Annotated in this window: 12 protein-coding genes; 8 read left to right on the top strand and 4 right to left on the bottom strand. The window is 71.2% G+C overall.

From position 1 onward, the window contains the following. Positions 1–52: 52 nt before the first annotated feature. Both KZ829_RS28335 and KZ829_RS28330 read left to right on the top strand, forming a co-directional pair. Positions 53–1,222 carry an Ig-like domain-containing protein gene (locus tag KZ829_RS28335; RefSeq protein ID WP_220146974.1) on the top strand — a complete coding sequence of 390 codons (1,170 nt, stop codon included), beginning with the start codon at positions 53–55 and terminating at the stop codon, positions 1,220–1,222. Between the two features lie 3 nt (positions 1,223–1,225). Further along, positions 1,226–1,609: a hypothetical protein gene (locus KZ829_RS28330; RefSeq protein ID WP_246636402.1), complete on the top strand. Its 384-nt coding sequence runs from the start codon at positions 1,226–1,228 to the stop codon at positions 1,607–1,609. On the opposite strand, the gene KZ829_RS28325 is transcribed toward KZ829_RS28330, so the two are convergent. After that, positions 1,606–3,267: a DNA repair helicase XPB gene (locus tag KZ829_RS28325; RefSeq protein WP_220146973.1), complete on the bottom strand. Its 1,662-nt coding sequence runs from the start codon at positions 3,265–3,267 to the stop codon at positions 1,606–1,608. The two genes, KZ829_RS28330 and KZ829_RS28325, sit on opposite strands and share 4 nt — an antisense overlap. 189 nt (positions 3,268–3,456) lie before the next feature. Next, positions 3,457–5,841, bottom strand: coding sequence for a helicase-associated domain-containing protein (locus KZ829_RS28320; RefSeq protein WP_220146972.1), 2,385 nt, complete (start codon positions 5,839–5,841; stop codon positions 3,457–3,459). Between the two features lie 78 nt (positions 5,842–5,919). Between KZ829_RS28320 and KZ829_RS28315 the strand changes: the two genes are divergently transcribed. Genes KZ829_RS28315 through KZ829_RS28305 form a run of 3 tightly spaced genes read left to right on the top strand, consistent with a single transcriptional unit; the run spans position 5,920 to position 7,176 of the window. Further along, complete coding sequence (locus KZ829_RS28315) at positions 5,920–6,120, top strand: hypothetical protein (protein ID WP_183225337.1); 201 nt, start codon at positions 5,920–5,922, stop codon at positions 6,118–6,120. Further along, positions 6,117–6,743: an HAD family hydrolase gene (locus KZ829_RS28310; protein WP_220146971.1), complete on the top strand. Its 627-nt coding sequence runs from the start codon at positions 6,117–6,119 to the stop codon at positions 6,741–6,743. Before KZ829_RS28315 ends, KZ829_RS28310 begins: the two co-directional genes overlap by 4 nt. Before the next feature lie 46 nt (positions 6,744–6,789). Further along, positions 6,790–7,176 (top strand): cold-shock protein, encoded by a 387-nt coding sequence (locus KZ829_RS28305; protein WP_220146970.1) that lies wholly within the window; start codon positions 6,790–6,792, stop codon positions 7,174–7,176. Positions 7,177–7,182: 6 nt separating this feature from the next. Here KZ829_RS28305 and KZ829_RS28300 read toward each other — a convergent pair whose 3' ends face one another. Next, a complete protein-coding gene (locus KZ829_RS28300) occupies positions 7,183–7,992 on the bottom strand; it encodes a 1,4-dihydroxy-6-naphtoate synthase (RefSeq protein ID WP_220146969.1) in 810 nt (269 codons plus the stop codon). 123 nt (positions 7,993–8,115) lie between these two features. On the opposite strand from KZ829_RS28300, the gene KZ829_RS28295 reads away from it, so the two are divergent. The 3 genes from KZ829_RS28295 to KZ829_RS28285 are packed head-to-tail and all read left to right on the top strand — an operon-like array spanning position 8,116 to position 12,664. Next, positions 8,116–10,128, top strand: a complete 2,013-nt coding sequence (locus tag KZ829_RS28295) for an amidohydrolase family protein (protein WP_220146968.1) — start codon at positions 8,116–8,118, stop codon at positions 10,126–10,128. Continuing rightward, a complete protein-coding gene (locus KZ829_RS28290) occupies positions 10,125–11,300 on the top strand; it encodes an MFS transporter (RefSeq protein ID WP_220146967.1) in 1,176 nt (391 codons plus the stop codon). Before KZ829_RS28295 ends, KZ829_RS28290 begins: the two co-directional genes overlap by 4 nt. An 11-nt stretch (positions 11,301–11,311) precedes the next feature. Further along, a complete protein-coding gene (locus KZ829_RS28285) occupies positions 11,312–12,664 on the top strand; it encodes a GH1 family beta-glucosidase (RefSeq protein ID WP_220146966.1) in 1,353 nt (450 codons plus the stop codon). On the opposite strand, the gene KZ829_RS28280 is transcribed toward KZ829_RS28285, so the two are convergent. Then, the gene (locus tag KZ829_RS28280) at positions 12,649–13,245 is read right to left on the bottom strand and encodes a TetR/AcrR family transcriptional regulator (protein WP_183225332.1); all 597 of its coding nucleotides are present in this window, start codon (positions 13,243–13,245) and stop codon (positions 12,649–12,651) included. The genes KZ829_RS28285 and KZ829_RS28280 overlap by 16 nt on opposite strands. Between the last annotated feature and the right edge of the window lie 25 nt (positions 13,246–13,270).

Here is a 13,270-nt window from a genome sequence, read left to right as displayed (position 1 = left end):
TCGTCCAAACGTACGATCGACGTTGGTTCTCGCCCTGGATAGCCTGTCGCCCATGATCATGCGACGCGGGGGCGCCGTCAGCGCACTGTCCACTCTGCTGCTGCTATCGGCGGGACTTCCGGCCCGAGCCGCCGACGACCCGGTGGCCGACACCGTCGCGCCGGTCGTCAACGACTTCGGTATCCCGTCCGGCACCCTTGTCGGGCTGAACCCCTACTTCACCTCGACCGTGAGCGACAACGTCGGTGTGGTCAGGGTCGAGGTGTGGCACGGTCCGATGCGCCTGGCCGACTCCGGCACGGGCGTCTGGGAAACCGTGAGCTTCAAGCCCTACCTCGGCGGGATCCGGGAGGCCGGGCCGGTCGACCTGCTGATCCGTGCCCACGACGCGGCCGGGAACGTCGGCACGGCCACCACCACCGTGAACATCGACCGCGACCTGCCGACCGCGACCATCACCCCGGCCTTCGGCACGGTCATCCCGGCGCTGCCCCTGACCATCGAGCTCACCGACGTCCCCAGCGACATCCTGGAGATCTCCATGGACGCGCCGGAACCGATCGGGACCACCTGGCGGACCAGCGGCCCGTGGACCTTCAAGTGGAACGCCCGCAAAGGCATGACCCCGCCGGTCTTCACCCTGCGTGACGAGAATGACAACATCAGCACCATCACCACCGGGTATTTCGTCGACGCCGACGTGCCGCAGGTGACCTCGGTGGCGCCGGCCTGGAACTCACTCGTCCGCGGCACCCGGATCTACAGCACGATCACCGCCACCGACCGGGCCGGTGTCGCGAAGGCACAGCTCAGTGGGTCCGCAGCGGACACCGTGGCTCCCTACACCGGGTCGATCCCGGCCGGTGCCGACGGCGCCAGGACGTTGACCTGGACGGTTACCGACCGGCTCGGCAACTCCAAGCGGTTCAACTGGCCGGTCATCGTGGACAACACCAAGCCCAAACTGTCCGTGACCAAGGCGCCGAAGAACAAGGCGAAGGTCACCGGAACCGTCAAGGTCACCGCGGCGGCGAGCGACAGGAACGGGATCGCCCGGGTCGAGCTGATGATCAACGGCAAGGTCGTCGCCAAGGACCTCAAGGCCGGCTACGCCTTCTCGATCAACACCAAGAAGTACGGCAAGACGATCAAATTTCAGCTGCGGGCGTACGACAAGGCCGGCAACGTGACCACCTCACCCACACGGATCTGGAAGCGCTAGGACATGAACCCCTCGATCATCGACCTGCGATACCCGCCGTCGGCGTTCCTCTACGCCGCGCTCTCGCCGAAGATCTTCGTCGACGGGGTCGAGCAGCCCGGTACGGGCTGGGGCAAGCGGCCGGTCGGCATGGCCCCCGGCCCGCACCGCGTCGAGGTGTACGTGCCGTACTTCCTCCCCCCTCGGACCGGCCGGGCCACCCTTGACCTCACCGTTCCGGAGACCGGGGTGGCCCTGGAGTACATGGCACCCACCGTCACCTTCGCCAAAGGCCGGCTCGGGGCACCCGGCCAGCAGAAATCCAGCGGCTTCCGGGGAGTGATGGCCCTCAACGTGATCGCCGTCGCCGTCGTGGCCATCGCCCTGATCGCGGCACTGCTGAGCTAGTCGACCTTGGGTAGGGGCGGGCCGAGGACGTCGTCGGCGTCGACGATCGTGTAGGCGTAGCCCTGTTCGGCGAGGAAGCGCTGGCGATGGGCCGCGTACTCGGTGTCGATGGTGTCGCGGGAGACGACCGTGTAGAAGTGGGCCTGGCGGCCGTCGCCCTTGGGGCGCAGCACCCGGCCCAGACGCTGGGCCTCCTCCTGGCGGGAACCGAACGTGCCGGACACCTGGATCGCCACCGCCGCCTCGGGCAGGTCGATCGAGAAGTTGCCGACCTTCGACAGCACCAGGGTCCGCAGCGAACCGTCACGGAACGCGTCGAACAGCCGCTCCCGCTCCCTGTTCGTGGTGGCGCCCTGCACGATCGGGGCGTCCAGGAACTCGCCCAACTCGTGCAGCTGGTCCAGGAAACCGCCGATGACCAGCACCTGCTCGCCCGGGTGCTTCTTCACCAGGGCTTTCACCACCGGCAATTTGGTACGCGCGGTGGCCGCGGCCCGGTAACGCTCCTCGGCCTCGGTCACCGCGTACGCCATCCGCTCCGCCTCGGTGAGGGTGACCCGGACCTCGACGCACTCGGCCGGGGCGATCCAGCCCTGGGCCTCGATGTCCTTCCACGGGGCGTCGTAGCGTTTCGGGCCGATCAGCGAGAACACGTCACCCTCGCGACCGTCCTCGCGTACCAGAGTCGCGGTGAGGCCGAGGCGGCGCCGGGCCTGGAGGTCCGCGGTGAAGCGGAAGATCGGCGCGGGCAGCAGGTGGACCTCGTCGTAGACGACCAGGCCCCAGTCACGGGCGCCGAACAGGTCGAGATGGGTGAAGGTGCCGCCGCGGCGTGACGTGAGCACCTGGTACGTCGCGATGGTGACCGGGCGGATCTCCTTGCGCTCGCCGCTGTACTCACCGATCTCCTCGTCGGTGAGTGTGGTGCGGGCCAGCAGCTCCCGCTTCCACTGGCGGCCGGCCACCGTGTTCGTCACCAGGATCAGGGTCGTCGCCGACGCCTGCGCCATCGCGGCCGCGCCGACCAGCGTCTTGCCCGCGCCGCAGGGCAGCACCACGACACCCGAGCCGCCGGCCCAGAACCCGTCCACCGCCTCCTGCTGGTAGGAGCGCAGGGTCCAGCCGTCCTCCTTGAGGGCGATCGGGTGGGCCTCGCCGTCCACGTAACCGGCCAGGTCCTCGGCCGGCCAGCCCAGCTTGAGCAGCGCCTGCTTGAGGCGGCCGCGCTCGGAGCCGTGCACCGCGATGGTCTCGTCGTCGAGGCGGGCGCCGAGCATGCCGGCCAGCTTCTTCGACTTGGCCACCTCGATCAGAACGATCTTGTCGAGGCCGCGCAGGACCAGGCCGTGCACCGGGTCGTTCAGCAGTTGGAGGCGGCCGTACCGGTCCATCGTGTCGGCGACGTCGACCAGCAGCGCGTGCGGCACCGGGTAGCGGGAGAACTTGATCAGCGCGTCGACCACGCTCTCCGCGTCGTGCCCGGCGGCCCGGCTGTTCCACAGGCCGAGAGGGGTCAACCGGTACGTGTGCACATGCTCCGGTGACCGCTCCAGCTCGGCGAACGGCGCGATCGCCATCCGGCAGGCCTGCGAGTCCGGATGGTCGACCTCCAGGAGCAGGGTCTTGTCCGACTGCACGATCAGTGGTCCGCCGCTCACCCTGTACGCCTCCGAACCTGGGGAAAACCGACCCTCCAGTCTGCCACGCGTCCGGCGGTACGGGGACGACGAGGGCCTGACCAGAAACAACACGATCTTTGAAATCGACTGCAACGTTCCGCCGCCCTGGCGCGTGTCACTGGTGCCGGGTCGTGCGCAATACGGGGGCGCGCGACCCGGCAAAAGCTCTCACTCCTCGGTGACCGCCGCTGTTATGCGGTGCAGGGCGAAGGTGTGCAGGCTCTCGCCGCGTTCGTCCTCGGCCCGTAGGTAACCGGCGCTCAGGGAGACCGGGCGGACCAGCCGGGACAGGGTCGCGCCGTGCGAGTCGACGTAGCCGACCCAGACCCGGGCCTTGTCGCGGACCGCCTGCTGGAGCACCGCCATGGCCTGGGTGTGCTGCTGGACGGCGGTCAGGCCGGGCACCGCGTGGCCGTGCGCGGCCCGCACGGTGACCGGCGCGCGCCGCGCGGCCCGGGTGGCGATGTCGCCGCGCCGCAGCTGTTCCACCACGCCGGCGAGCCGGGGACCGATCAGCACCGGTCCGGCCGTTTCGGGGGCGCGGGCGGTGCGGGTGGGGGCCCGGCGCGCTTTCGGCCTGGTCAGCACGGTGGCGCCGCCGGCGTCCTCGGCGACCGGTGCGTACCCGGCCTCGCGGAGGGCGCCCAGCAGCCGGGCCACCGGGCGCGGGCTGACCAGCACGGTCGGCGCGATCCGGCGCAGGTCGAGGGTGGTCAGCCGCTTGTCGCCGGCCACCTCGGCGAGCAGTGCCTCGTCGTCGCTGCGCAGGTAGGAGCCGGCCGAGCCGCTGCGCAGCCCGCCGTGTCTGCGGGCCGCGTCGTCGATCAGGTAGGTCAGCGTCTGCGGCACCGGGGTCCGGGAGCGGCGACGGAACAGTTCGTGCAGGTCGGCGGCCTGATAGCCGACGTCGAGGGCACGCCGCACGCTGGCCGGCGTGACCCGGAAGACGCTCGCGCCTCCGGCCGACTCCGGCTCGGCCAGCACGTCCAGCTCCGCCGCCAGTTCCGGCTCGGGCGGGCCGGGCACCACCACGGTCAGATCGGCCTGCACCAGCACGTGATCCACCGGGGCGGGCAGCAGCCGGTCCAGTGCGCGCACCGCGTCGGCATGGGCATCCTCCGGATGCACCCCGAGTGGGTCGCCGCCGTCGGTCTCTCCGCCGGCGAGCAGCAATCGGGCGTACGACGTGAGCGCCCCCAATCCGGTGACGCCCAGCAGGGCGGCGCCGGAGTACGCGTCCCGGTGTGCCGCCTCCCGCCCGCGGGCGCGTCGTGGGCCCTGCCAGGACAGCAGCCCGAGCAGGTCGTCGACCGTGGGCGCGGCGCCGGGTTCCAGGTCGGCGAGGGTGCCGAGGGCCTCCCGGCGGGCCTGTGGGGCGCCGGCGCGTTCGGCGTCCGGGGCGAGGGCGTTGACCGGCCGGTCGCGTTCGTCGCGGCGGCCGACGAGTCCGGGCTGCCGGGTCATGGCGAGCCAGGACCGGGCCAGGGCGGCCCAGCGGTGGGCGACTCCGATGGCGCGCCACAGGTCGTACGCCCCGGTGGGCAGGAACACGTCCTGCGCGGGCGTGGTGGCCCGGGCCGGCGCTGCTTCGGACTCGCCGAGGAGACCGGCCGCGTACGCCGTCTCGATCAGCAGCGCGGCGCCCGTCTCGTCGATGCCGGCCGCTCTGGCCAGCCGTTTCAGGTCGCGGACGCCGAGGCCGCCGGTGCGCAGCACGGCGGCGGGTTCGGCGGCGAGGGCCTCGAGGATCGCCTCGGTGGCGCGGACCGCCTCCATGGTCTGCCCGGCGCCGGCCGAGTCGGCGGCCTGCGGGTCGCGGGACGGGCCGTCCGGCACCGGCGCGACCGGCCGCAGCACACCGAGCGGTCCGGTGTCGCGGCGCAGCAGCATGCCCACCTCGCGGGGCAACTCGACCAGGTCGCCGTCCGGCCGTGGGGCGCGGCCCGCCTCCGAGACCGGGACCAGCACGTGCTGGTCGACGAGCCATTTCACCGGCTCGGCCACGGAGTCACGGTTGAGCGCCCCGATCGGGGGACCCGCGGCCAGCCGGTCCAGCACGGCGCGGGCGCCGGGCGGCGCGGCCAGCACGGTGCGGCGCAGCTTGGCCCGGTCGGCGCAGAGCGCGGCGGCCCGCGCGTCCAGGTAGTCGGCGGGCCTGCCGAGCCCGGCCGGGTAGGGGGAGGTGACCTCGTCGACCGCGCCGACGATCTGTAGCGCCTCGGGCGGCCCGTGCAGCAGGAAGCGGACCCGGAGCCGGTCGATCGCGACCCGGGTGTCCTCCCCGGGGGCGCCCTCGGTCAGCGTGAGGATCGCGTCGACCGAGGTCAGCGCGGTGTCGGCGGCCCGGCTCAGGCGGGCCGCGTCGAGGACGAGGAGCGTGAACTCGTCGAGGCCGTCGAGACAGCGGGCGACCGAGTTACGGGACTGTGCGCGTACGGCGAGGGCCGAGATGTCGGCGGGCACCGGCACGACGAGGTCGGGGCGCAGTTGTATGAGCGCGCCCAGTGCTTCGTCGGGCAGCGACCGGAGTTGATCGGCGAATGTGGTGGCCATCGTCTTCAACGCTAACGTTCATGGGACGATGGTGTCCGGTCCGGGCGTGGCCGGACCTCGATCTGAGGAGGACCGAAAGTGGCGAAGGCACAGACCGCGGGTTCGTCGACGCCGGCGAACGAGGTCGCCGGACTGCGGGGCGTGGACATGAAGGGCAAGCTGCACGTGTCCGAGCTCATCTCCGACCGTGCCGCGGCTCCGTCCCCGTTCGGTGACGACCAGACCTTCCCGCTTCCGGTGGAGAGCCTGAGCTACCGGGCCGCCAGCCGTCACCCGTGAGTGGTGCGGTCGGTTTCGACCTGGACATGACCCTGATCGACTCCCGGCCGGGCATCCGGGAGACGTACCGGGCGCTCACCGCTCTCACCGGTGTGCACGTGGACGCTGACCTCGCCGTCTCCCGGCTCGGTCCGCCGTTGCGGACCGAGCTGCGGCACTGGTTCGCGGAGGAGGCGGTCGAGGAGGCGGTGACCACCTTCCGGGGGCTCTATCCGGATCACGCGGTCACCCCGAGCCGGCCTATGCCGGGCGCCGTCGAGGCGCTCGCCGCGGTGCGGGCGGCCGGGCTGCGGGTCGTGGTGGTGACCTCGAAGCTGGGCCGGCTGGCCCGGTTGCATCTCGACCACCTGGGCCTGCGGGCCGACGAACTGGCCGGTGACCTGTTCGCCGAGGGCAAGGCGTCCGCGCTGGTGGAGCACGGGGTGCGGTGGTATGTGGGTGATCATGCGGCCGACATGGTGGCCGCCCGCACCGCCGGCGTCCCCGGGATCGGGCTGCTCACCGGCCCCTGTTCCGAGCGGGAGCTGTGGGAGGCCGGGGCGTCTCGCGTTCTGTCCGATCTCACCACATTCCCGGCAGTGTTGAGTGAGATTGCAGTTGGGTCCGAGCGCTCCTCTGGATAGCCTAGCCGTGAGCGGTTGTGTCCATTGAGTGAAGTTGAGGTCAGCGGTGCCCACGGGTCGAGTGAAGTGGTACGACGCGACGAAGGGATTCGGGTTCGTCACCAGTGACGAGGGTGGTGACGTTTTCCTGCCCAAGGGATCGCTGCCGGCGGGGGTCACCGAGCTGAAGACGGGACAGCGGATCGAGTTCGGCATCGTCGACAGCCGCAAGGGCGCGCAGGCCCTCGGTGTGAAGCTGCTGGACGCGCCGCCCTCCCTGGCCGAGCTGCGCCGCCGCCCGGCGGACGAGCTGGCCAGCATGATCGAAGACATGATCAAGGTGCTGGAGAGCACGGTGCAGCCGTCGTTGCAGCGTGGGCGCTACCCCGACAAGAAGACCTCGCTGAAGATCGCGCAGCTGGTGCACGCGGTCGCCCGCGAGTTCGAGATCTAGGTTCCGCTACCGCAAGGACGGCACCGCAGGCGTCAGACCCGCCGCCGCCGCGCGCCCGAGCAGGGCGTCGGCGGCGGCGAGTCCGTCTTCGCCCAGTTCCAGGGTGAACTCGTTGACGTACAGCTCGATGTGCTGTTTCACCACGGTCGGCTCCATCTCCTGCGCGTTGGCGAGGACGAAGTCCTGGCTGGCGGCCGGGTCACGCCAGCCGTGCCGTAGCGACTCGCGGATCCACCCGGTGGCGGCGGCCGGGTCGACCGTGCCGCGCTTGGCGAGGATGGCGCCGAGCGGGATCGGCAGGCCGGTGTCGGTCTCCCACCACTCACCGAGGTCGACCAGTGCGGACAGCCCGTACCTCGGATAGGTGAACCGGGCCTCGTGGATCACCAGGCCGGCGTCGAAGCGGCCCTCGGCCACCCCCGGCATGATCTCGTGGAACGGGACGACCTCGATCCGGGCCGGGCGCTGATCGGCGGCCCAGAGGCGGAACAAAAGGTACGCCGTGGTGCGGTCACCGGGCACCGCCACGGTCGCGCCGTTGAGGTCCGCGCGGTCCCGGGTCAGCACCAGTGGGCCGCAGCCACGCCCGAGCGCGCCCCCGCAGGGCAGCAGCTCATAGTCGCCGAGCAGCCAGGGCAGTGCCGCGTAACTCACCTTGACCAGGTCGAACCGGCCGTCGAGAGCCGCCGTGTTGGTGACGTCGACGTCGGCGAAGGTGAGGTCCACCGGCGGGGCGCCGGGCACCAGCCCGTGGATCAGCGCGTGGAACACGAAGGTGTCGTTGGGGCACGGGGAGACCGCCAGGGAGAGCGTCACGCCACAACGCTACTTCTCATCTGACTCCAGAGAAAAATATTCACGTCTCCCTCTGGCCTCGAAGGTGTGACCGTTCTTACACTCCGCCTTGTCGGATCAAATGATCTACCAAGGGGGTGCCGCGTGGCTCGTTCGCTGGTCGCGGGCGTCCTGGTGCTCGGCCTCGTCGGTGGGCTGCCCGCGCCCGCCTACGCCGCCGCGAACTGGGCGCCGGCAAACGATCTCGAGGGTGCGTGCGTCACCCTCAAGACCTCGAACAGGTACGTCTTCAAGGACAGCGTCGGGTACGGGTTCACCGGCACCGCGTCGAGCGCCGAGAAGTTCCGCTTCGAGGCCACCCAGCTCGGCCGCTACCAGGTGCGCGACTCGACCGGCGCCGCGATCTATCAGAGCGTCCTCGGCTGGGTCTGGGCCGGCTCCGAGTACGGCGACCGTGCCGACTGGACGGTCAGCGCCGCCGACGGCCAGCACCGCCTGGTGTCCACGGCCACCGGGCAGCAGATGGGCAACTACCTGGGGGGCCTGGGCGCCGGCGGCTCCACCTTCGTGCTCACCCCGGCGACCGGTTGCGCCGCGATCCCGGACATCGCCACCGGCGTGAGCGGCACCCCGGCCGCCGGCGTCGACGCGCAGGGCCGGCTGGTCGGCTGGATCGACGCGCACGCCCACATCACGGCGGCGGAGGCGTTCGGCGGGTCGCTGCACTGCGGGGACGCCTGGGCCTCCGGTGGCGCCCCGGTCGCGCTCCGGGGCTGCGCCTCGCACGCCACCCTCGGCTGGGGCGCCCTGCTCGAGGCCATCATCGCGGGCACCGACCCGATCAGCTCGGCAGAGGACGGCTGGCCAACCTTCGGCGACTGGCCGCAACACGACACGATGCTGCACGAGGCGTCCTACTTCCGCAGCCTGGAACGGGCCTGGCAGTCCGGCCAGCGGGTGCTCAACGTGCTGCTGGTGGCCAACCGGGTGATCTGCGGGCTGACCGCGGAGCACACCTCCTGTGACGAGATGGACCAGATCAGGGCGCAGTCCACCTATCTCCGGAAGATGCAGGACTACGTGGACGCCCGCAGCGGCGGGCCCGGCAAGGGCTGGTTCCGCCTGGCCACCACCCCGGAGCAGGTCCGGCAGATCGCCGCGCAGGGCAAGCTCGCGGTCACCATCGGCGTGGAGAACTCGGAGATCTTCGGCTGCCGGGAGGTCAAGGGCGTGCCGCAGTGCACCACGGCCGACATCGACGCCGGGCTCGACGAGCTGGCGAGCATGGGTGTCAGCGGCTTCTACCCGGTACACAAGTTCGACAACGCGTTCGGCGGCACCCGCTTCGACGAGGGCGTCACCGGCGCGGCCGTCAACGTCGGCAACCTGATCTCCACCGGGCACTGGTGGCAGGCGACCAGCTGCACCGGGCCGTCCGACAACGAGCAGCCGCTGGTCAGCGACGACATCGCCAAGCTGCTCGCACTCGGGATCAGCCTGCCGGCCGGGACGATCCTGCCGGTCTACCCGAGCGGGAAGATCTGCAACACGCGCGGCTTGACCGAGCTCGGCACGTACCTCGTCGAAGCGATGATGGCCCGCGGCATGATCATCCACATCGACCACATGGGGGTGAAGACCGCGTCGGCGGTCCTCGATCTCGCCGAGCGGGCCGGCTACCCGGGCGTCACCTCGGTGCACACCTGGTCCGACCCCTCCATGGTCAACCGCCTCCTCGGGCTCGGCGGCTTCGTCGCCAGCTACGCGTTCTCGGCCACCGACGACGGCCAGGCCACCGGCACCTTCCTCGACGAATGGCGCACCCATCGGGCCCTCTCCAACGGCTCGAAGATCACCGGGTACGGCGTGGGCACCGACGTGAACGGGCTGGGCCCGCAGGCCGCGCCCCGTCTGAACGCCGGATCCAGCCCGCTCACCTACCCGTTCACCGCGGTCAACGGCACCACCGTCACCCGGCAGGTCTACGGCACCCGCACCTTCGACCTCAACACCGACGGCGTCGCCCAGTACGGCCTCTACGCCGACTGGGTCACCGACCTGATCAACCAGGCCGGATCCGACGGGCCGCTGCTCCGGTCGCAACTGCTGAGCGGCGCCGAGGCGTACACGGTGATGTGGGAAAGGGCACGTGCGTGACCCTTGTCGAGGCGCGCGTCGGCCGTCGCTGGATGACGGCCTACGCGCTGGCCATGATCGGGATCGCGGCCGGCTGGTTCGGGCCGATCCAGATCCTGCTGCCCGAACAGGCCGCCCGGCTCGCCGGTGACGACGGTAAGGAGGCGCTGCTCGCCCTGGTCACGGCCTGGGGAGCGGCGGCCTCCATGGTCGCCAACCCGCTGTGGGGGATCCTCTCCGACCGGCTGCGGGCCCGTCGGCCGATCTTCCTGGCCGGAACCGTCACCGGGGTCGCCGGACTGCTCGTGCTCTCCGGCGCGGACACCACCGGCACCATGGCCACCGGCTGGATCCTCGTCCAGGTCGGCCTGAACGGGCCGCTCGCCGCGCTGGCCGCGATGATCGGCGACCGGGTGCCGGAGAACCAGCGCGGCACGGTCGGCGCCCTCTTCGGGGTGGCCCAGATCGTCGGCGTGGTGCTCGGCACCGCCATCGCGGTCGCCGTCGGCTCCGGATCGTGGGGCTACGTCGCGGTGGCGATCGCGGTCCCGGCGCTCGGCGGGGCGCTGCTGCTCGTCTACCGGGACGTACCGGTGGTCTCCGCCCGCGAGCGGATCCACTGGGCGTGGCCGGGCGGCCAGTTCGCCTGGGCCTGGCTGATCCGCTTCCTGCTCAACCTGGTCAACGCCCTCGTCCTGGTCTACCTGCTCTACTACCTGTCGGACCGGGTGCGCGTCGGCGACGCGGCCACCTGGGTGCTCATCGTGACCGTCGTCAACGTGCTCTTCGCGGGCATCGCCGGATTCGCCGGGGGAGTGCTGTCCGACCGCTGGGAACGGCGCAAGGTCTTCGTGGCGGCCGGGGCGGTCCTGCTCGCCCTCGGCACCGCGCTGATGGCCCTGGTCCCCGTCGTGCCGGTGGTCATCGGGGCGTCGGTACTGGTCGGGGTCGGCTGGGGCGCCTACATCGCGGTCGACATGGCGGTCATGACCCACGTCCTGCCGGACGCCGAGACCCGCGCCACCATGCTCGGCGTCGCCAACGTCGCCGGAACCCTCCCGCAACTGCTCGCCCCGGTGCTGGCCGCGCCGATCGTCACCGGTCTCGGCGGCTATCCCACCCTCTACCTGCTCACCGCCGCCATCGCGCTGGTCGCGCTGGCCCTCCTGCCCCGCCTGCGGGCGTTGCGTTGAAAGGAACCACCGTGTACCCCCAGTTCCCACCCGGTTTCCGGTTCGGCATGTCCACCTCGGCGTACCAGATCGAGGGCGCGGCCGACGCGGGCGGCAAGGGCCCGAGCATCTGGGACACCTTCACCGCCCGTCCCGGGGCCGTCCGGCACGGCCAGGACGCCCGGGTGGCGAGCGACCACTACCACCGGTACGCCTCGGACGTCGACCTCATCGCCGAGGCCGGTGTGCACGACTACCGGTTCTCGTTCTCCTGGCCCCGGGTGCTCGCCGGTGACCTCGACTTCTACGACCGGCTCGTGGACAGGCTGCTCGCCTCCGGGGTCCGGCCGGTGCCGACGCTCTACCACTGGGACCTGCCGCAGGAACTGGAGGACGCCGGCGGCTGGATGAACCGGGACACCGCGCACCGGCTCGCCGACCACGCCAGTGCCCTCGTGACGCGCCTCGGCGACCGGGTCCGGGACTGGATCACCATGAACGAGATGAACGTGCACACCCTGTACGGGTACGCGCTCGCCGACCACGCCCCGGCCCGTGGACTCGGACTGGGCGCCCTGCCTGCGGCGCACCACCAGTTGCTCGCGCACGGGCTGGCGGTGCGGGTCCTGCGTACCCACGGGGCCGGGTCCATCGGGGTGGCGCAGCAGCACTTCCCGGTCACGGCGGCCAGTGACGATCCGGCCGACGTCGAGGCGGCGGCGATCTTCTCGGCGCTCACCAACTGGACCTTCTCCGACCCGATCCTGCTCGGCGACTATCCGGACGAGCTGATCCGGGCCGGGGTCGGAGTGCCGGAGGCCCAGCTCGACCGGGACCTCGAACTGATCCGGGCGCGGCTCGACTTCTACGGGGTCAACTACTACGAGCCGACGATGATCGAGGCGCCGAAGGCAGGGAAGGACTACTCCGGTGTGCTCGAAGTGGACATTCCGGCGGACATGCCGTTCTCGCCGGTGCCGGTCAAGAGCGACGAGCGGACCGACTTCGGGTGGGCCGTCGTGCCGGCCGGGCTCACCGACATCCTCGTGACGCTGCGCGACCGGTACCCGGACCTGCCTCCGGTGATCATCACGGAGAACGGGGCGTCGTTCCATGACTCGCCGCCCGGGCCGGACGGCCGGGTCCACGACGAGCGGCGCATCTCCTACCTGGACGCTCACCTGCGTGCGGTCTCGGACGCGATCACCGCCGGGGTACGGGTGGACGGCTACTACGTCTGGTCGGCGATCGACAACTTCGAGTGGGCCGCGGGGTATGACGAGCGCTTCGGGCTCATTTACGTTGATTTTTCGACGCTTGAGCGTACGAAAAAGGATTCTTGGTTCTGGTACCGGGATCTGATCGCGGCTCAGCCACGCAACTGATCAGTGAATGTGGTGGCGAGGCGGGACAGCCGCTCGGCGCGTCCCTCCTCCGCCCAGCCGTCCACCAGGCTGAGCAGGGTGCTGCCCTCGACCAGGATGATGAAGTCGTCGATCACGGCCTCGTCGTCGACCCCCGCGCGCAGCTCACCCAGCTCGCGCGCCTCCCGCAGGCAGGTCCGCAGGTGGCCGCGGATCTCCCGGTGCGAGGCACGGCGTGACTCGGCCAGCCGGGGATGCGACAGCGCCGCCCCGGCGAAGGCCACGTTCACATGCGCGTCGGCGGCCCGCTCCTCGTCGATCGGCAGCACCGCCTCCAGAGCGGCGCGCAACGCGTCCAGCCCGAACAGGTCACCACCGATCCGGAAGGCGCGCTCCACGATCCGGTCGTAGACCGCCCGCTGCGCGGCCACCAGGATGTCGTCCTTGCCGCCCAGGAAGTGGGCCAGCACGCTGAGCGAACAACCCGCCTCGTCGGCGATCGCCCGGGTGGTGGTGCCCTCGACACCGCGCGCCCGGACCACACGCCAGGCCGCCGCCAGCAGCTCCGCCCGCCTCAGGTCGTGATCCACCAGCTTCGGCACGGCGACAGCTTATGCCTCCGCGGGC

The sequence above is a fragment of the Actinoplanes hulinensis genome (assembly GCF_019429605.1).
GTDB lineage: Bacteria > Actinomycetota > Actinomycetes > Mycobacteriales > Micromonosporaceae > Actinoplanes > Actinoplanes campanulatus.
The sequence above is the reverse complement of the archived record's forward strand: the minus strand, read 5'-3'. Positions and strand labels throughout refer to the sequence as shown.